Genomic DNA, 18,970 nt, shown 5'->3' with positions numbered 1-18,970 from the left:
TCAGTTTTGCGACAGGTATGGACATCTTAGCGCGAGAAAGCACAATGTGCCTGCGGCATGATGGTTCCCCGCAATGATTTATGGAGTTACGCATGCCTGTGCGCGCTTATCTGTATCCGTTCCTGGCCATGTTGCTGTGGGCCGGCAACGTCGTCGTCTCGAAGCTGGCCGCGTCCAGCATCGCCCCAACGGCCATCACCTTTTACCGTCTGGTGCTGGTCTTGCTGGTGATGACGCCATTCATCGCCCGTCCCTTGTGGCGCAACCGCGCCGCTATCCGCCGCCAGTGGTGGCAGCTGGCCCTGTGCGGCCTGATGTCGATGGCGCTGTTCCAGAGTTTGTCCTACCGCGCCGCGGAAAGCACCACGGCAACGAATATGGCCATCGTCACGGCACTGGCGCCCCTGATGACGGCCCTGCTCAGCGTGCTGCTGCTGGGCGAGCGCCTGACGGTCGGCATGGCGGCCGGCGGCGTGCTGTCGTTTGGCGGCTTGCTGTACCTGGTCGGGCGTGGCGACGTGCTGGCGCTGCTGCATCAAGGTGTGCATGCGGGCGACGCGCTGATGCTGCTCGCGTGCCTGAGCTTTGCCCTGTACGGCGTGCTGCTGCGCCGCTGGCGTCTGTCCATTCCCGCCTGGCAAGCTATTTATTGCCAGGCCTTGGCGGCGCTGGCGTGCATGCTGCCGTTTTTCCTGCTGCTGCCGCCCGGCAGTGCCAGGCTGGACGGCACCACCTTGCCGCTGATCGGCTACGCGGGCATCGGTTCGTCCATCGTACTGTCCTACCTGTGGATCGAAGGCGTCAAACTGCTGGGACCGAACCGCTGCAGCATCTACGTCAACCTGCTGCCCCTGCTGACGGCCCTGCTGGCCATCGTCTGGTTGCACGAAAGCATGCATGTGTACCACCTGGTCGGCGGCGGCATCTCGCTGCTGGGCGTGCTGCTGGCGCAGACGGTGCAGCGGCCGCTGTTTGGCCGGCGTCCTGGCGTGAGCGGTCTTGCCTGAACGGCCATGCATAATGGCGGTTTTTCGGCAGTGGAGTTGGCATGCGGCAAATATTCTGGATGAGCACGATGGCGGCGCTGCTGGCGCTGGGTAAGCTGGCGCCAGCACAGGCGGCGGCGCGTTTTTATGAAGGCCAGTCCATGGCCTACGCCAATGCCGTCGAGCGCCGCGATGGCGGCGTGGTGCTGGCCTTCCTGCGGGAAAATGGCGAAGTCAACGGCTACTACTGCCAGTGCAACGGGAGCAGTGAAAAACGCATGAACCTGGACAAGTACGGCCAGGCCAGCATCGCGGCCGTGTTCCAGCTTGACCTCGACAGCGAGGGCGAAACGACGTTCGTGCTCAGCCGCAACGGCGGTCAGTACGGCTTGCATGCCTACCGCTACGAGCGCAGCGGCGGCAGGATGTTCAAGGTCGCCACCTTGCAGCCGACCCTGGACGCCATCGTGCGCGGCGCGAAAACCATGGACGAGGCGCGGGTGCGCGCCGCGCTGGCCCGCTTGCAGCTGATCGACTACAGCATAGCGTATGCACCGACGGGCGTGGCCGAGTTCGACGCCATCGAGCATGGCCACGGTACCCTGGTCGGCTATTTCAATATCGATGGTGACTTGTTGCCCGGCAAGCCGGCCGATGCGCCCGCGTTTGCCTATAAAAAAACCTTCGGGGAAAAGGATGGCCATTTCCTCACGGTGACCTATCTGCTGGGCAAGGGCTGGGAAGGGGGCCGCGCGCCCAGTTATCACGTCAAGTGGATCACCTGGGAAACGCAGCCGCAGCGCTTTGCCGCCAGCCAGGATGGGCTATTTATCGAATACGACGTGAATTGCTGCGTGGGCAGCGTGTTTGCCCGCGGCCTGTATGCGCAGGGCAAGCGCACGGGGCAGTGGCACTATGAAGAGCCGCTCACCATCCGCTCATTTGGCGCCTTTGTCGACGACAAGGCTGAAGGAGCATGGACGTATGTAAGCGGCGAAGAAACGACGACGGGCATGATGCAGCGTGGCCAGCGCACGGGCCGCTGGGAAGTGAGTCCGGGCGTCGAGGAATGGCGCGACGAGGGCAAGGGTAACTACCAGGGCTTCGATACCTACCTCAAGGACAGGCTGGATGGACCCAGTGAGCGCCGCGTCGAAGGCGTGGTGCACTGGCAGGGCAACTATGTCAATGGCAAGAAGCAGGGCCAGTGGGTGGAGCCTGGCGGTGGCGGCAACTACGTCAATGATGTGAAACAGGGGCCGTGGAAGAAAGCGGCGCCCGATGGCGGCTGGCAAGTGTTGACGATGGTTGACGGCAAGCCTGACGGCAAGCTGGAGCAATACGCGGCCAGCGGCCAGCTGGAACTGGCCGAACATTATCGCCTGGGCGAGCTTGAGGGCCCGATGGAGAGTTTTTATCCGGACGGCAAGCGGCGTTACCAGGGCAGCTTTGCCGGCGGCAAGCGCGACGGGGCGGAAACCCTGTTTTATCCCGATGGCGAAGTGCCGCAATTTCACCGCAACTGGCACAAGGGCGTGCTGCATGGCGTCAACATCGAAAATTTCCAGAACGGAAAACCGAAGCAGATCGGCGCCTATACCATGGGCAAGAAAACGGGCCGCTTCCAGTACTTCCGCGACGATGGCCAGCTCATCGAAGAAACCATGTATTAACTAATTGGCTAACATAAATGGCATTCCGGCGCGAGCGCGCACGATTGCGGAATGCCAGTTCTGCGCAAAAAACATCATCCGCTTGTTACAAAGCGTGAAAATCCATGCTGGATGTTGCTACTAGTAATCTTTCCCTGTATCTTGCAGTCAGGAAATAAAAATACAGAAAACCTCAACCCTGTTGATCTGTCTTTCACTCCTGACGATATGCGCGGGCCGCCTTCCCCCCTGCCGCCGCACACGCCGTATCGACCTGTCCTGAACAATTCACGTGACCCGCCCATCTGGCGCTTGCTGCTATCCCGTTTGGTGAACGCAGGCATGGTTGCGCCCCTACCAAGGAAACTGCATGCTGTCGAATATAACAATAAAAATGCGCCTGATCGCCACCATGAGTGTGCTGGGCCTGCTGATCGCCTTGCTGGGCGTCATGAGTATCATCAGCCTGAAATCGGCCAACAACAGCCTCAACGAGGTCTACAGCAATCAGCTGGCATCGACGCAAGCGATTGGCGAATCGCAGATTCTGCTGGGCCGCGCGCGGTTCACGATGGACCGCGTGATGGTGCATCCCGATGCGGCCGACGCCAAGGATACCCTGGCCCGTGCGGAACAATTCATGGAAGCGTCCAACAAGTCCTGGAAGGTGTACCTGGCCTTGCCGCAAAGCACGGACGAAAAGCGCCTGTCCGACGACATGGACAAGAAGCGCAGCGACTACATGAGCAACGGCTTGCTGGTCATGAGCAAGGCTTTGCGTGAAGGCAACGTTGCACAAGCGGACGGTTTGATGATGTCGGGGCTGACGCCGCTGTACCGTACCCTGGACCAGGCCGCCGAAACATTGACGCAATACCAGGCCACATCGGCCGCCGCGATGTATGCGGCCAGCCAGTCCAGCTTCCGCAGCCAGGTGGCCATGGCCATCGGCGGCATGATCGTCGGCGCCTTGCTGACCATTATTTCCAGCTTTTTGCTGCTGCGCGCCATCTTTAACCCGCTGGACCAGGCCCTGCGCCATTTCGGTGCCATTTCCGACGGCAACCTGGCCAACGACATCGTCATCACGCGCAACGACGAAATGGGCGCCTTGCTGACGGGCTTGCTGAAAATGCAGGAACGCCTGTCGACCACCGTGCGCGGCGTGCGCGACGGCAGCGGCGCCATCGCCACGGCCAGCAATGAAATCGCCTCGGGCAATCTGGACTTGTCCAGCCGCACGGAGCAGCAAGCGTCGAGCCTGGAAGAAACGGCGTCCTCGCTGGAAGAGCTGACCTCGACCGTCAAGCAGAATTCCGACAATGCGCGCCAGGCCAACCAGCTGGCCGTGTCGGCCTCGGACGTGGCGGTGAAAGGTGGCGCACTGGTGGCGCAAGTGGTCGATACCATGGGCACCATCAGCGAATCGTCGAAAAAGATTGCCGACATCATCGGCGTGATCGATGGCATCGCCTTCCAGACGAATATTTTGGCCCTGAACGCGGCTGTGGAAGCGGCGCGTGCCGGCGAGCAAGGCCGCGGCTTTGCCGTCGTCGCCACGGAAGTGCGCAACCTGGCGCACCGCTCGGCCAGCGCCGCCAAGGACATCAAGATGCTGATCGAAGCGTCGGTGCAGAACGTGGGCGCCGGCAGCGAACTGGTCAGCCAGACGGGCACGACGATGGACGAGATCGTGGCCAGCATCCGCCGCGTGACGGACATCATGGGCGAAATCAGCGCCGCCGGCCGCGAACAGGAACTGGGCATCGGCCAGATCAATCAAGCCGTGGCGGAAATGGATACCGTGACGCAACAGAATGCGGCGCTGGTGGAAGAAGCGGCAGCCGCCTCGGAATCCATGCAGGAGCAGGCGGCGGCACTGGCCGAGATGGTCAGCATCTTCAAACTCGATGCCAACCATAGCGGCCCGGCCGCCAAGCCCGCCTTGCGCAAGCCTGCCACGGCCTCCGCCAGCACGGCCTTGAAACGCCCGGCACTGCGCCTGGCGCCGGCCCGCGCTACGGCAGCACCTGTTGCGGCTGCAAAACCGCGTCCAGCCAAGCCGGCCGCCGACAACAGCGGCGAGTGGGAAGAGTTCTAAGTTACTGCGCCGGCAGGGTGGCCTTGCTGCCCTGTTCCTGCAAGTGCGCCGCCTCGGCAAGGGCCTGGGCGCGCGCTTCTTCCGCTGCCTGTTCCGCTTTCTCCAGCGCATCATGGCGCGCCTGCAATGCCGCCCGCGCGCGCACGAAGACGATCTTGATGGCCGCCATCACGGGCACGGACAGAAAGATGCCCACCACTCCCCCCAACTGGTCGCCGGCCAGCAGACCGACGATCACCATCAGCGGGCTCACTTCCACGCCTTCGCTCATCAAGTACGGATTGACCACGTAATCCTGGAACAAACGGTAGGCGGCGATAAAGCCGATCAGCCAGAATACGTGCTCAAAGCCGCTGAAACCGGCCACGACCACGGCGATCACGGCGGCTGCCAGCGGGCCGGCAAACGGGATGAATTCCAGCAAGGCGGCCGCGCCGGCCAGCAGCAGGCTGTATGGCACGCCCATCAGGGAAAAGGCGATGCTGTAGGACACAAACGTGGCGATCGACAACAGCAGCAGGGCGCGCACATAGCGCGACAGCAAGATGTCGAGGTCATCGATGATGGCGCCCCAGAGCTTCTTGTTCGGGCGGTTCAGCAGGGACAGCAAGCCGTCGCGCATGTCCGGCCCTTCCTTGATCAGCAAAAAGCTCAGCACGGGCACCAGCACCAGATAGATCAGGTTGCTGGCCGCATGCATGACGGTCAAGCCCAGTTCTTTCGCCAGCGGCATGGCTTGTCCTGTGCCGCTGCTCAGCTGCGACTGCATGAACGACAGCAGGCGCGCGCGCAACGGTTCCATGAATTCTGGCAACGGGATGCGCTCGGCAAAATTATTCCCCTTGAGCAAGGTCGGCAACTGATCGCTGAGCTTGATCGCCTCTTCCTCGATGCGCGCGCCAAAGATGGAGCCCAGTATCGCCACCAGCAAGATCACCACGAGAAAGACGATGCCGATGGCAGCCGTGCGCGGCAAGCGTTTCGGGCCATGACGTTCCAGCAGGCCGATCAGTGGATACACGAGGTAGCTGAAGAAAATCGCAAAGACCACGACGATCAGGGTCGACGAAACCTTGTAGGTGAGAAATAGCAGGAAGGCGATGAGGAACGCCGTCCACACCATCTTGGCAACGCGCAAGTTAAAACCGAACATATGAATTCCTTAGGGCAGGAGGCGACGCAAGCGTGACTGGCTTGAAGGGCAGGGTGGGCAAGGCAGGGACAGGGCCGCGCCGCACGGCCGGAAATCATACCGCAAAATGCCAAAATGCCATGCTCCTGTGCGTAATGGCAATGCTTTCCCTGCTCTTGCGCTTATTTTTCCCGCCAGCTGGCCACGGTGATGAAGACGCCATCGTCCTTGTTGGGTTCGCGCAAGGTCACCGTGTAGCGGCCGCTGGCATCGCTACCGGTGAACACCACCTTGTCGTCATGGCCCTTCACTTGCGCGCCCTTGGCCAGTTTCGCGTAGGTGTTGAGCACCCAGTGGAAATCGGCATAGCTGCGCAAGGTGATGTCGGCATCGGGCATGGACTCGTCGCCCGCCTCGGCCGCTTCCGTGGGCGTGCGCATGGGCAAACCGGCCAGGCCCGCCGGTGTGACGATCTTGCCGCCGCTGGAGCTGCTGTTCAACTCCGCATTCGGCAGCAGCAGGTGCAGCAAGCTGGCGGGAAAGTCGGGCGGCACGTCGCGCGGCTCCCAGCCGGGCTGGCCGGGGCGGGTGGTGATGTATTCCACTGCTGCAATGCTTTGCCGCTGTGCCGGCGCAGCCTGTGCCAGCATGGCCGGCACTTGTCGCGCCCAGACCAGCAGCGGCGCGGCCGTCTCGTCCTCCGCGCCTGGCGGCAGGAACAGGGTCAGCACGGCGTGCGTGGACGGCAGGCAGGCGGGGGCGGCGTCGCCAGTGGCCTGGCAATGGCCGTTGACGAGGCCCAGTGCCAACAGCTTGCGCTGCGGATCGAACAGCATGGCGGCGCGCCATGCACCGTGCGTGCCGGCATCGATGGAGGCCAGCACCGAACGTCCGTCGGGCAGCATGGTGCGCGTGATGTCATCGAGTGAATGCATGCTGTCGAGCACTTGGCGCGCGATCAGGGTGTTGCCTTGTGTATAGCTGCCGCGCGCATAGCCGAGCAGCTTGAAGACGTCGGCGCGGATCTCCGGGTGCGCACTCAGGCGCAGCGGCGGCGACGGCATGGGCACGGTGGCAGCCACGAAGGCGGCATCTTCGGCAGAAATGCCTTGTGCCATGCTGGAAAGCGGCAGGCACAGGGCGGCGCACAGCGACAGCATGCGCAGAGTGGTTTTTCCTGGGGTGTTCAATGGCCATCCTTGTCGAGACGCCATGCCGGACCGGTTGCCGGCATGCGCGGGCCGCGATCTTAGCATTTCAGGAATAAATCCCTTTCTGCCAAGCTTGGCTATTGAATCACTGTCCCCATTGCCATGGCCAAGATCACCATTTCCATCCTCAAGATCGGCGCCCTGGACAGCTGGGACGAGGTGGACCCCGAGCAGCGCGACCCGTGGAAGATGGCGCCGCAAGCTTTGCTGGCGCTGCTAGATGCCAAACCCGGCGGCAATGCCTAGGCGGCGTTGAGCACGTAGCGGTTCTTGCCGCTTTTCTTGGCCTGGTACAAGGACTCATCGGCGCGCCTGTAGCTGTGCGACAAGTCCGCTTCCTTGATCAGTTCCGCCATGCCGATGCTGACGGACACCTTGCGTTCCGGCACAAAGGCCGCCTCGACGCTGTCGACCAGTTGCGCGGCAAAGGCGCAGGCCGCGTTCTTTTCGCCCAGGTAAATCACGGCAAACTCCTCGCCGCCCAGCCGGCCGCACAGGTGCTCGCCCGACAGTTCAGATATCACGTCGGCGATCTTTTTCAGCACCTCGTCACCCACGTCATGGCCGTACACGTCGTTGATTTGCTTGAAGTCGTCGATGTCGATCATCAGGAAATACGCGGGCGTGCGCGCCGTGCGCTGCAGGGCGCGGGCGCCTTGCGTAAACATGCGGCGGTTGTTAAGCCCGGTCAAGCCATCCTTGTAAGCCATCGTCGCCAGGTCGCGCTGGGCGCGGTAGTTATGGATGCGCAAGACAAGAAAATAGATATTCAGCGCCAGGCCGATGATCACGCTGATGGTGACGGCCAGCACGGGCCAATGCTGGTCTGCCTGGCCCGCATGCACGGGAAACTGTCCCAGCCCCAGAATGGCCCACACGCACAGCGACACGCCCAGGTAATACGCGATGCCGCTGAAGATGGGCGCCGTCGTCAGGGTGATCATCACGCCCAGCGGCAACACCCAGAAAGCGGGATCGTCCGTGCCCAGCATCAGCACGCGAAAACTGAAAGCGATGAACAGCACGCTGATGGTGCCGCTGACGATGATGGCCTGCAAGGACTTCGCATACTTGGTCAACACCAGCCCGAGCACCATGCCCGTCACGCCCAGCGCCGCCTGCGCATGATCGAGCGAGGCGCGCGGCAAGGTCAGGCTGAACGTGACCAGCCAGCAAGCCAGGCCAAACGTCAGGATGGCTATCGAAATGAAATGCAGTTCCTTGAAAAAGCGCTGCTGCTGCTCCCGTTCTCCTGAAAAGAACAGGTAATAAAAGGCAGGAGACAGGCTGCGCGAAGTGAACATTGCATTTGTCCAGGCAGACAACACGCCTTGCGGCAGGGACGCCTCCCGGAACGGCAGGCGGCATGGCGCGCGCAGAAAATAGTTGCGCTCAGGAACTAGTGTACTGGTTTCTTGGCGGCAGTGGGGAGATGGGGCGAGGAAAACGGTGGGCACTGTCCTGCTGCCGCCACAGTGTGAAGGAAGGGCGCTTATTGCTCGATCAGTACAGCTATACCGAAGCCATGCTGCAAACCACCTGGTGCTGTAAGACCAATCAGGATATCACCGCCAGCATCGTCGGCGTCTTGACGCGATGTTGGGCGGCAAGTTGGAACAAGTGTTGTAAACCTTTGGGGAAGTGCTGCTGCCGAAGGCGGCTTGATAGCGTCAACATAAAATAAGGATTTCATTATTTCATTTTTCACCTTAAGAACCGCCACGAATCAGTAAAGTTGATATCGCGGCGACTAGTTATTTAAAGGGGCCCCCAGCGGCGGCGGCCAATTGCTGGTCGTACTAACTCAAAATATTGGCCCGACTTCTTCACCAGTGTTAGTCTGAAGAGATTTTCGGTGAGAGTACTGCGCTGCATAACGAGAACATCACCTCTTTGAGCAATACGATGTATCGGTCCAAGTTGATCTGTCAGACGGGCCTCGTGTGATCGCGTGTCACTCCATGACTGATATTGATATCGTGTATCCACAATGCTTAGGAACTGTTCTCCAATGTATAGTTCTGCATTGACTCTCTGATCGATGGTTGGTTGTCTGGACGAGGTCACCCCGCTTAGCTGAGGAAAATATTGGCGGAGAGATTTTGGTATCAGAACTCCTGCCTGATGGCCCTTCCCTTCACCAGTATCATTCTTCGCAAGCACCTTGAAAAATGGCGCTTCCCAATCATTCGATGCAATCAAACAGCCGAGTTTCATCATTTTCCTCTATCACATAGGTTAGATTTTTACGTTTACTTCTTCCATCTCTACTTCTACATCAGGGAATAGTATGCTTTGTGTAGGAGCTGTTTTTTGCATATCAGGTTGTGTTCTGAATTGGATCATATTTTCCGTCGTTATGATCTGTCGGAACTCAACGTGTTGATACAACGCATGCGCTGCCTTGGTGATATCGTTGACACGCCATTGCGCACGGCGTTTGTTCTTTGCAGGGTCAGTTGCATGTAGTTTAGGTGCGGGATCAAGATAGATAACTCCGCTATTGATCGCATTGAGTAACTTTTCCGCAGTAGTGTCTCTGCACCACATAACTTTTTCGCCAAATGTGACGAGGTGCTCATATCCTTGAGCATGTTCATTTACATTTGGATTTGTGTTTTTTGATGCAGTTAAATATACAACCTCGTTATGCTTTGCACCCCAGCAGTTCATCAACCTCTCTAGGCTCCAAGAGGCAGCAACTTCGCCTTTTGGGCCGACTAGCGCGACATCAATGCTGTCGAGTTTTGGTGTAAGCGGCGTTTTGGGATTATAGGGATATGCGCAAACCGCACCGTCAGAATCTTGGCGACATTCGCGCACCTGCAAAGTGAGGCCTGATTTTGAGCACACTTCATTTGCGCGGTGCAAGCCGGTTACTCGGTAGTCGCCGTCGGCATCAAGATATCCATACGTTTTCATGAACGTAGTGAAGTCTTTAGCATAAACTCCTCCGTCTGGCTCTGGGGTAAATAGTGTGACTTTCGGTTTCGTATGAGTTTTGAGCTCGATACCGAATAAGTCGCCATCTTTGTTTGAATTTGGAACAATGCCGAGTGCGTGCTCTAGGGTATAACCGCAGACCTGAGTTCCAGAGAACGGTAGCGTTTGTCCAAAGGCATCAAGTCGGCAGCCACGGAGTTGTTTCCCTACAACTGAAGCAAGGCGTGCTTCAAGTTCAGCGCTGCGATTCTGTTCAATTGTCAGGCGCTTGCACGCTGGAGCACGTTCAAATCCAGGTAGCTCTTTGATTTCTGCTTCAAAGCCAGGGCTCATGTCGACGCATACAAGACCCACACACTTACCGCGAGCAAGTCTTGCTAGTACCAAAAGTCGTTTGGCATCTGGATTCAGTTTTGTGAAGTTGACAGAGAGCGACGGCGGCATCGATCCGTCTATCGTTTGCAGTCCGGATAACCTTGCTTCAGGATACTGTGTGTAAATGATAGCCTTTACACGGCGGGCCTTGACTTCTGTACGGTCGCGTCGCAGCCATGCAAAATCGTTGAAGACTGCCTCAGGAATTCGTTTGCCGGGGGCCGAACGATCTTTTGTTTCGCTGGTGCTTTCACCGCGTTCAGACAGCGTTACATCGAACAAGTCAAAAATCACCCCGAAGTCGGAAGCTATGTAGATCTGATTCTTATCATTTGCATTTTTCGGCAAAACTTTCAGAAAGGCGACATCCGCACCAATGTTGCCTAGTAGGGCACTTAGTTCATGCATCGAACTGGGGTTATGTTCGAATTCTGATGCTGAAGGTGGTAGCTGGATGTTCATCGTTTCTCCTGTGTAAGATCAAAAGATACCACAAGGAAATGATGATAGGAAGATTTATTTTGTTGAAAATATTACGAATTGCATCTGAAGGAAAATATTTCTCTTAATATTCAATGTGTTACGTATTTTTTACTAGGAGTTTACTGGTCAATGCCGGGTCGTGTATTGTTGCCGGGAAGTATCGTATCCTTGCTATTGGTGCTTTATTTCAGTCTTGCTCTCTCTGCCAGAGTTGGCGTAAATCCATGTCGTTATGCGATCAGCTAGTTCGTTTGTATCCCATTTAAGTCTGCCTTTCAGGGCACACTCCCATACACTTAGCACACTCCAGCCCGCTCGCACTAGAGCCTCGTTATCGCGGATGTCACGTTGTTTATTTTTTGAGATTTTGGCTTCCCAGAACTCTCGCCTGGTTCTCGGAAGTTTGAATAGATAACAGTTGTGCCCATGCCAAAAGCAGCCATGGACAAATATGGCTACACGGTATTTGGGTAGAACGATATCTGGTTTGCCCGGAAGTGCATTCACGTGAAGGCGAAAACGCAAGCCGCGGGCGAAGAGTATTTTGCGAAGAGTGAGCTCTGGGCTAGTGTTCTTCGCCCGGATCGCCCGCATGTTCTTACTGCGACTCTCCAGGCTGTGAACGTCAGTCATGCTTACGCTACGAACCTGTTGCGATCACGAGGTTGTTGTGCTGCCAATATCTTTGCACTAATGATTCGATCTTTCATTAGTTTTGCAACCGCCGCAAATACAGGAACGACAACGGAATTGCCGAACTGTTTATAGGCTTGAGTGTCAGATACGGGAATGCGAAAACCATACTCTCCAGGAGCATCGTACCCCATGAGGCGAGCACACTCACGAGGTGTTAGACGGCGAGGACGATTCTCAAGATTCTTTTTGTGTTCGAGATCAAGTTTAGGATCAAAGCCGCGATCAATAAGAATCTCAGAGCCATCTTTGTAGTAGCGAGCAGACAATGTACGCGTGACTTCGTGGGCCTTTACAAGTCCGTAACCGAAGCCATTACCTTTGGCCTTGTGCTTGATGGAGTAGTTGAACAAATACTGCCACAGCTTTGGCGTTAGTATGTAGTTCGGTTGAACTTCCTTCTCAAGGATATCGCCCAAGGTAGGCTTAACTTTTGGATACAGGTTTGCTACGTCCTTGAGGCTAAAACCCTCATGTACATTGAGGTCTTTGCGGAAGCCTACGAGCACAATCCGTTCGCGATGTTGGGGAACGAAGTGTCTGCCATCGATGATTTTATAGTCCTCATTGCTGCTGCTATCAGCGTCCGCAACCCAATAGCCGAGTTCGTCAAGTGCCTTCATAATTACACGGAAGGTATTGCCCTTGTCATGGCTCTTCAGATTTTTTACGTTTTCAAGTACAAATGCGACTGGTCGCTTTGCTGCAATTATCCTCGCCACATCGAAGAAGAGGGTGCCTTGCGTGTCACATTCGAAGCCATGTTTGCGGCCTAGCGAATTTTTCTTGGATACACCAGCAATCGAGAATGGCTGACATGGAAAGCCAGCCAGTAGTACGTCGTGATCAGGTACGTTAGCCTCGATAAATCGATACGCTTCAGCCTCTGTGACATCTGGTTTAGCGCTCAACGTCACTTCACGGATATCCGAGTTGAACTTATGATTTAGAGGGTCACTGTAATGGTTGGCTTTGTAGGTTCGAACGGCGTAAGGATTCCATTCGCTGGTAAAAACACATCGACCTCCCGCTTCTTCAAAGCCTTTGCGGATGCCACCGATTCCAGCGAAGAGGTCGATGAAGTCGAAGTCGTGATTTTTACGATGCGGAGCTTCAGGAATGAGTGTTTGCAGATGATTGAACTCTGCCTCACTTAGTCGAAGTTCTTCTTTCGCACCAACCCACCGCTTCAATAATTCACGTGTCCACCTGCCCGGGGATACCTGATTTAGGTGTTCAGCGATGTATTTTAGGTCATAGCTTTCAAGTACCTGCTCCAGCAGGGTAAGCTCATCACTAATGGGAATCATGTTTTCTCTTCTCTGGGATATGCGCGCGGCGTTAGGATTTTCTTGTCAGCTCATAGCTATGTACAACGATAGCTATGATGCAAGGAAATCTGCGGTTAACATTATACTGTATGTTAAACCAGTGCTGCCGTGGGTACCCACAAGGATTTGAAGCGAAGTAAAGCAAGTGGCTTAAATGACATATGTTCAAAAAAGCCACTTTGCATCTTAAGAAATTATCAAAAATGCAAAAAAATACGCCGAAAAAGCGAATTTAGAAGTATTGCTACCAGCTACGCTCATACCCTGATCGAACGTTACGGCTGATGAAGCTGTTGAGTCCTCGGCCATTTTCTGCCAATTTCTGCATAGTAGTGACATGGACGGCGCCAGCACTATTATTGGTATATAGATAAGTTTTCCCGGTTTTAAACTGCACAGTTATCGATCCTGCGCCCGTTTCGTATGCCGCCACACCGGAATCTCTACCCAAATTCATATATTGCTTCATGTCACTCTTTCTTGGAATGATGCATTGGGCCTGAAGAGCCGTTGGCCATTAACTTACGGTGGAACCTTATGATGACTGAACTGCAGTTGCTATTGCTTACAATATATTAAAATTTTAAAATTAACAACTATATTTAATTTTACCAATGACTTCAGAAACGGTATTAGATCTGAGTGATATTTTTTGATGTGGCATGTGGGGATTTTGAGTATGTTCCTGATTCTCCTATCGGTTTACAAACGAAAACGGCCTCAGATGAGGCCGTTGCAAATTGGTGTCCGATGGCGTACTTACACGTCAATATTCCCCGCCCGCAGCGCATTATTCTCAATAAACGCCCTGCGCGGTTCCACGTCATCGCCCATCAGCGTCGTGAATATCTGGTCCGCCGCAATGGCGTCTTCGATCTGTACCTTCAACAAGCGGCGCACGGTTGGGTCCATCGTCGTTTCCCACAGTTGATCCGGGTTCATTTCGCCCAGACCTTTGTAGCGCTGTTTCGAGACGGTGCGTTCGGCTTCGTCGCGCAGCCATTGCATGGCCTGGTGGAAGTCGACGACGGCGATTTCCTTGATGCGCTCGCCTTCGCCGCGGCGCACGAACGCGCCTTCGCCGATCAGGCCTTCGAAGGTGGCGGCGCCGCTGCTCAGCACGGCGTAGTCCGGGCCTTGCACGAAGTCGGCGTCGATGGCGCTGACTTTGATGTTGCCGTGGTGCATGCGCTCGATGCGCAGCATGTGTTTTTCCGACAGGTCGTCGGAACGCACGTGCACTTTTACGGCGCTGTCGTTGATGGCCGTCTGCAGAGCCAGGGCGGAGGTTTCCGCCAGGTCCAGGGTCGACAGGTCCAGCTGCACGCCCGTCATGATGGCCGTCAGGGCGGCGCGGTCGATGACGCGCGTCAGGCGCGTCATGATGGTGTTCGACAGGTTGAACTTGCGCACCAGTTCCGTCAATGTTTCGCCGGAAATGCCTTCCGCGCCGGTGCGCGGCACCAGCACGGCCGTGTTCAGCGCCACCGTCATCATGTAGCTCGCTTCTTCGGCGTCATCTTTCAGATAGCGCTCGTCGCGGCCGGCTTTGACTTTGTACAGCGGCGGTTGCGCGATGTAGATGTGGCCGCGCTCGACCAGTTGCGGCATCTGACGGTAGAACAGGGTCAGCAGCAGGGTACGGATGTGGGCGCCGTCGACGTCCGCATCGGTCATGATGATGATGCGGTGGTAGCGCAGTTTCTCGACGTTGAATTCGTCCGGTCCGATCGAGGTGCCGAGCGTGGCGATCAGGGTGGTGATCTGCTCCGACGACAGCATTTTTTCGAAACGGGCTTTTTCCACGTTCAAGACTTTACCGCGCAGCGGCAAAATCGCCTGGAACTTGCGGTCGCGCCCTTGTTTTGCCGAGCCACCTGCCGAGTCACCCTCGACGATGTACAGTTCGCACAAGGCGGGATCTTTTTCCTGGCAGTCGGCCAGCTTGGCCGACAGGCCCAGGCCGTCCATGATGCCTTTGCGGCGCGTCAAGTCGCGGGCCTTGCGGGCCGCTTCACGGGCGCGCGCCGCTTCGACGATCTTGCCGCAAATGATCTTGGCGTCGTTCGGTTTTTCTTGCAGGTAATCTGCCAAGGTCTTGGCGACGATCTCTTCCACCGGGCCGCGCACTTCCGACGACACCAGCTTGTCTTTCGTCTGCGACGAGAATTTCGGTTCCGGCACTTTTACCGACAAGACGCAGGTCAAGCCTTCGCGCATGTCGTCGCCGCTGATTTCCACTTTCGCCTTCTTGGCGAACTCGTGTTCATCGATGTATTTGTTGATGACGCGCGTCATCGCTGCGCGCAGACCCGTCAGGTGGGTGCCGCCATCGCGTTGCGGGATGTTATTCGTGAAGCACAGTACTTGTTCATTGTAGGCATCGTTCCACTGCATCGACACGTCGACCGAGATGTTCGTTCCCTGGTCCGACAGGCGCTCGCCCGTGGCCTGGAAAATGGTCGGGTGCAAGACCGATTTGGCCTTGTTGATGTACTCGACGAAGCCGCGCGTGCCGCCTTCGAAGGCGAAGATTTCTTCCTTGCCAGTGCGCTGGTCGGACAATTTGATCTTGACGCCATTGTTCAGGAAAGACAGTTCGCGGATGCGCTTGGCCAGGATTTCGTAGTGGAATTCTACATGCGTGAAAATTTCTTCGTCGGCCCAGAAATGCACGTCGGTGCCGCGCTTGTCCGTCTCGCCGATGACCTTGATCGGCGAGGTGGCGATGTCGCCCACCATGACGATCTGGCGGTCTTGCGGCACGCCGCGCACGAATTCCATGTGATGCACTTTGCCATCGCGGCGGATGGTCAGTTTCAGCAATTTCGACAGGCCATTGACGCAAGATACGCCCACGCCGTGCAAACCGCCCGATACTTTATAGGAGTTCTGGTCGAACTTGCCGCCCGCGTGCAGCTCGGTCATGACGATTTCCGCCGCCGAACGCTTCGGATCGTGCTTGTCGTCCATTTTCAGGCCGGTCGGCACGCCGCGGCCATTGTCGGTGATCGAGATCGAATTGTCGCTGTGGATGGTGACGTTGATGTCCGTGCAGTGGCCGGCCAGCGATTCATCGATCGAGTTGTCCAGCACTTCGAATACCAGATGGTGCAAGCCGGTGCCGTCCGAGGTGTCGCCAATGTACATGCCCGGGCGTTTGCGTACGGCTTCCAGGCCTTCCAGGATCTGGATGGAGGAGGCGCCGTATTCTTCCGTTTTGGCCTGGATCGGGGTGTCTTGTGGATTCTCGGACATGGACTGCTTTCTCAAATAACGATTGCTGATTGATTCGGGGCTGCTGGCTGATGACCGTAGGTCGGGTTAGCCGGAACGGCGTAACCCGACAGACGGCGATTCAGCATGTCGGATTACGCTGCGCTAATCCGACCTACATCACTGCTGTGGTCTTTAAATCCGCATCGGCATGACGACATACTTGAAGTCGGCATTGTCCGGGATGGAGATCAGGGCGGACGAGTTCGAATCACCGAGCGCGATGTTGACGTATTCGCATTTCAGGTTGTTCAGCACGTCCAGCAGATACGTCACGTTGAAGCCGATGTCGACGGAGTCGCCGCCGTAGTCGATTTCCAGCTCTTCGACGGCTTCTTCCTGGTCCGCATTGGTCGAGCTGATCTTCATGCTGCCCGGGGTGATGATGCAGCGCACGCCCTTGAACTTGTCGCTGGTCATGATGGCGGCACGTTGCAGCGAGCGCAGCAGTTCATCGCGGCCGATGGTGAAGTCGTTTTTGTAGCCTTTTGGAATCACGCGCGTGTAGTCGGGGAACTTGCCTTCCACCAGCTTCGAGATCAGCTCGATGTCGGCAAAGGTCAGTTTCACCTGGTTGGCGGCGATGTCCAGTTGCACCGGCTCATCGTTCTCTTCCAGCAGACGCTGCAGTTCGATGATGGTCTTGCGCGGAATGATGACTTCCTGGCGCGCGAAGGTCTGCTCGGTGGCCACCTGGCAAAACGCCAGGCGGTGGCCGTCGGTGGCCACGGCGATGGCATTATTGCCATCCAGAACCAGCAGCAAGCCGTTCAGGTAGTAGCGGATGTCTTGCTGCGCCATCGAGAAATGCACCATGTTGAACAGGTGTTTCAGCGTTTTTTGCGGCAGGGTGACGGACGCGTTGTAGCTTTCCGCCTGTTGCACGGTCGGAAACTCTTCCGCCGCCAGGGTTTGCAGGGCGAAACGCGACTTGCCCGTTTGCACGGTCAGCCGCTTGTTCAGCAGGGTCATCGTGACGTCGCCCGATTCGGGCAGGGCGCGCAGGATGTCCAGCAGCTTGCGCGCGGCCACGGTGGTGCCGGTGACGTCCGCGCCGGAACCGATTTCCGCGTGCGTGGTGATCTGCACTTCGGTGTCGGTCGACAGGAAGGAGACATTTTCACCGTCTTTGCGGATGAGGATATTGGCCAGAATCGGCATAGTGTGCCGACGCTCGACAATACCGCTCACGATCTGCAGTGGCCGGAGAAGGGTATCTCGGGTGGTTTTGACCAATTGCATATTTATCCTCAATGTATAGGTTGAACAGTACGACGTTTAACGTATTAATTTAACAATTGTTGCCATGGGGAGCCCCGACAGACCGGCTGCGGCGCCCTCCCAGATGATAAGGGTAAAGCACGTTTTGAGCCAGTCTTGCCCAAGCGGCCTTAGCCTTTTAGTGTTTGCTCCAGCACATGCAATTCATGGTTGCATTCCGGGTTCTTGGTGCGGTCCAGCGCGATCTTGCGCACGGCATGCAGCACCGTGGTGTGGTCGCGGCCGCCGAACAGCTCGCCGATCTCCGGCAGGCTCTTCTGTGTCAATTCCTTGGCCAGGTACATGGCGATCTGGCGCGGCCGGGCGATATTCGCGGGGCGGCGCTTCGAATACATGTCGGCAACCTTGATATTGAAGAAGTCGGCCACGGTTTTCTGGATGTTTTCCACGGAAATCTGGCGGTTCTGCACCGACAGCAAGTCCTTCAGGGCTTCCTTGACGATATCGATGGTGATGTCTTTGCCATGGAAACGCGAGTACGCGAGGATCTTGCGCAGCGCGCCTTCGAGCTCGCGCACGTTCGAGCGCAAATGCTTGGCGACAAAGAAAGCCACGTCGTCGGAGAAGGTCACGCCTTCCTGCTTGGCTTTTTTCAGCAAAATTGCCACGCGCATTTCCAGCTCCGGCGGTTCGATGGCCACCGTCAGGCCCGAGTCGAAACGCGATATCAGGCGGTCGTCCATGCCCGTGATTTCCTTCGGATAGGTATCCGAGGTGATGATGATCTGTTTCTTCGCGGCAATCAATGCCTCGAACGCATAGAAAAATTCTTCCTGCGTGCGGCTTTTGCCGCCAAAGAACTGGATATCATCGATCAGCAGCATGTCGAGCGAGTGATAGTAGTGCTTGAAGTCGTCGAAACCCTTGCGCTGGTAAGCGGTCACTACGTCGCGAACGTACTGTTCTGCGTGGATGTAGCGAATTTTTTGCACCCGGATTGTCGGCCATCACCTGATTGCCGATGGCGTGGATCAAGTGGGTTTTACCGAGGCCGACGCCGCCGTAGAAGAACAGTGGGTTATATGACACGCCCGGATTGTTCGCCACCTGGATGGCGGCGGCGCGCGCCAATTGGTTGGCCTTACCGGTCACGAAGCTGTCGAAGGTCAGGTCGGTGTTGATGCGGCTCTGCTCGCGGCGCGGCGCCGCGCCGATGCTCAGTTCCGGCACGCTGGGCTGCGGCTCCGCAGCGCGCGCGCTGGGCGCGCCGCCATTCGGATCGCTGGCCGGGGTGCTGGCGGTGACGGGTTTCTTCGGCAGGGCCAGGCGCGGGTCGAGCACGAACTGCACTTCCGTCGGCGCTTCGAAGTACTGAATGGCCAGGGCAGTGATGCGGCTGGCGAACTGGGTCTTGACCCAATCGAGCTTGAAGCGATTGGGCGCAGCAATGCGCAGCTTGCCCTCTTCGTAATCGAGAGGGATAAGCGGTTTGATCCACGCACTGAATTGTTGCGGTGTCAGCTCCAGTTCCAACTGCGCGGAACAGGCCTGCCAGAAATTATCCAT

14 protein-coding genes and 1 pseudogene are annotated in these 18,970 nt (G+C 56.9%); 4 read left to right on the top strand and 11 right to left on the bottom strand.

Going from position 1 to position 18,970, the window contains the following annotated elements; all coding sequences use genetic code 11:
- Positions 1–92 precede the first annotated feature (92 nt).
- The 3 genes from P9875_RS00075 (at position 93) to P9875_RS00065 (ending at position 4,739) form a co-directional block, all read left to right on the top strand.
- Positions 93–1,007 (top strand): DMT family transporter, encoded by a 915-nt coding sequence (locus tag P9875_RS00075; protein WP_278317279.1) that lies wholly within the window; start codon positions 93–95, stop codon positions 1,005–1,007.
- Positions 1,008–1,048: 41 nt separating this feature from the next.
- Positions 1,049–2,659: a toxin-antitoxin system YwqK family antitoxin gene (locus tag P9875_RS00070; protein WP_278317278.1), complete on the top strand. Its 1,611-nt coding sequence runs from the start codon at positions 1,049–1,051 to the stop codon at positions 2,657–2,659.
- 349 nt (positions 2,660–3,008) lie between these two features.
- Positions 3,009–4,739 (top strand): methyl-accepting chemotaxis protein, encoded by a 1,731-nt coding sequence (locus P9875_RS00065; RefSeq protein ID WP_278317277.1) that lies wholly within the window; start codon positions 3,009–3,011, stop codon positions 4,737–4,739.
- A gap of 1 nt (position 4,740) precedes the next feature.
- Here the strand turns inward: P9875_RS00065 and P9875_RS00060 are convergent, their stop codons facing one another.
- Positions 4,741–5,892, bottom strand: coding sequence for an AI-2E family transporter (locus P9875_RS00060; protein ID WP_278317276.1), 1,152 nt, complete (start codon positions 5,890–5,892; stop codon positions 4,741–4,743).
- Between the two features lie 161 nt (positions 5,893–6,053).
- Complete coding sequence (locus tag P9875_RS00055; RefSeq protein ID WP_278317275.1) at positions 6,054–7,061, bottom strand: hypothetical protein; 1,008 nt, start codon at positions 7,059–7,061, stop codon at positions 6,054–6,056.
- Between the two features lie 123 nt (positions 7,062–7,184).
- On the opposite strand from P9875_RS00055, the gene P9875_RS00050 reads away from it, so the two are divergent.
- Positions 7,185–7,328 (top strand): hypothetical protein, encoded by a 144-nt coding sequence (locus P9875_RS00050; protein WP_161784189.1) that lies wholly within the window; start codon positions 7,185–7,187, stop codon positions 7,326–7,328.
- Here the strand turns inward: P9875_RS00050 and P9875_RS00045 are convergent.
- The 9 genes and pseudogenes from P9875_RS00045 to dnaA all read right to left on the bottom strand — a co-directional run bounded on the left by P9875_RS00045 (position 7,325) and on the right by dnaA (position 18,970).
- Positions 7,325–8,386, bottom strand: a complete 1,062-nt coding sequence (locus P9875_RS00045; RefSeq protein WP_278317274.1) for a GGDEF domain-containing protein — start codon at positions 8,384–8,386, stop codon at positions 7,325–7,327. The genes P9875_RS00050 and P9875_RS00045 overlap by 4 nt on opposite strands.
- A gap of 188 nt (positions 8,387–8,574) precedes the next feature.
- Positions 8,575–8,775: a hypothetical protein gene (locus P9875_RS00040; RefSeq protein ID WP_158300267.1), complete on the bottom strand. Its 201-nt coding sequence runs from the start codon at positions 8,773–8,775 to the stop codon at positions 8,575–8,577.
- A gap of 65 nt (positions 8,776–8,840) precedes the next feature.
- A complete protein-coding gene (locus P9875_RS00035; protein WP_278317273.1) occupies positions 8,841–9,302 on the bottom strand; it encodes an EcoRII N-terminal effector-binding domain-containing protein in 462 nt (153 codons plus the stop codon).
- Between the two features lie 18 nt (positions 9,303–9,320).
- Positions 9,321–10,862 (bottom strand): MvaI/BcnI family restriction endonuclease, encoded by a 1,542-nt coding sequence (locus tag P9875_RS00030; RefSeq protein ID WP_278317272.1) that lies wholly within the window; start codon positions 10,860–10,862, stop codon positions 9,321–9,323.
- 192 nt (positions 10,863–11,054) lie between these two features.
- Positions 11,055–11,477 (bottom strand): very short patch repair endonuclease, encoded by a 423-nt coding sequence (locus P9875_RS00025; protein ID WP_423221870.1) that lies wholly within the window; start codon positions 11,475–11,477, stop codon positions 11,055–11,057.
- Positions 11,478–11,518: 41 nt separating this feature from the next.
- Positions 11,519–12,886: a DNA (cytosine-5-)-methyltransferase gene (dcm, locus tag P9875_RS00020; RefSeq protein ID WP_278317270.1), complete on the bottom strand. Its 1,368-nt coding sequence runs from the start codon at positions 12,884–12,886 to the stop codon at positions 11,519–11,521.
- 780 nt (positions 12,887–13,666) lie between these two features.
- On the bottom strand, positions 13,667–16,165 hold the full coding sequence (gene gyrB / locus P9875_RS00015; protein WP_035822927.1) for a DNA topoisomerase (ATP-hydrolyzing) subunit B: 2,499 nt from the start codon (positions 16,163–16,165) through the stop codon (positions 13,667–13,669).
- 153 nt (positions 16,166–16,318) lie between these two features.
- The gene (gene dnaN / locus P9875_RS00010) at positions 16,319–17,425 is read right to left on the bottom strand and encodes a DNA polymerase III subunit beta (protein WP_278317269.1); all 1,107 of its coding nucleotides are present in this window, start codon (positions 17,423–17,425) and stop codon (positions 16,319–16,321) included.
- A 149-nt stretch (positions 17,426–17,574) separates the two neighbouring features.
- Positions 17,575–18,970: pseudogene (gene dnaA / locus P9875_RS00005) on the bottom strand (chromosomal replication initiator protein DnaA).

Source organism: Janthinobacterium rivuli, from assembly GCF_029690045.1.
In the GTDB taxonomy this organism is placed as follows: domain Bacteria; phylum Pseudomonadota; class Gammaproteobacteria; order Burkholderiales; family Burkholderiaceae_D; genus Janthinobacterium; species Janthinobacterium rivuli.
The sequence above is the reverse complement of the archived record's forward strand: the minus strand, read 5'-3'. Positions and strand labels throughout refer to the sequence as shown.

What these genes read in the sequence shown, in the direction of transcription:
- P9875_RS00075 (WP_278317279.1), top strand. Translation starts at nt 93, where the DNA reads ATGCCTGTGCGCGCTTATCTGTATCCGTTCCTGGCCATGTTGCTGTGG.
- P9875_RS00070 (WP_278317278.1), top strand. Translation starts at nt 1,049, where the DNA reads ATGCGGCAAATATTCTGGATGAGCACGATGGCGGCGCTGCTGGCGCTG.
- P9875_RS00065 (WP_278317277.1), top strand. Translation starts at nt 3,009, where the DNA reads ATGCTGTCGAATATAACAATAAAAATGCGCCTGATCGCCACCATGAGT.
- P9875_RS00060 (WP_278317276.1), bottom strand. Translation starts at nt 5,892, where the DNA reads ATGTTCGGTTTTAACTTGCGCGTTGCCAAGATGGTGTGGACGGCGTTC.
- P9875_RS00050 (WP_161784189.1), top strand. Translation starts at nt 7,185, where the DNA reads ATGGCCAAGATCACCATTTCCATCCTCAAGATCGGCGCCCTGGACAGC.
- P9875_RS00045 (WP_278317274.1), bottom strand. Translation starts at nt 8,386, where the DNA reads ATGTTCACTTCGCGCAGCCTGTCTCCTGCCTTTTATTACCTGTTCTTT.
- P9875_RS00040 (WP_158300267.1), bottom strand. Translation starts at nt 8,775, where the DNA reads ATGAAATCCTTATTTTATGTTGACGCTATCAAGCCGCCTTCGGCAGCA.
- P9875_RS00035 (WP_278317273.1), bottom strand. Translation starts at nt 9,302, where the DNA reads ATGATGAAACTCGGCTGTTTGATTGCATCGAATGATTGGGAAGCGCCA.
- P9875_RS00030 (WP_278317272.1), bottom strand. Translation starts at nt 10,862, where the DNA reads ATGAACATCCAGCTACCACCTTCAGCATCAGAATTCGAACATAACCCC.
- P9875_RS00025 (WP_423221870.1), bottom strand. Translation starts at nt 11,477, where the DNA reads ATGCGGGCGATCCGGGCGAAGAACACTAGCCCAGAGCTCACTCTTCGC.
- dcm (WP_278317270.1), bottom strand. Translation starts at nt 12,886, where the DNA reads ATGATTCCCATTAGTGATGAGCTTACCCTGCTGGAGCAGGTACTTGAA.
- gyrB (WP_035822927.1), bottom strand. Translation starts at nt 16,165, where the DNA reads ATGTCCGAGAATCCACAAGACACCCCGATCCAGGCCAAAACGGAAGAA.
- dnaN (WP_278317269.1), bottom strand. Translation starts at nt 17,425, where the DNA reads ATGCAATTGGTCAAAACCACCCGAGATACCCTTCTCCGGCCACTGCAG.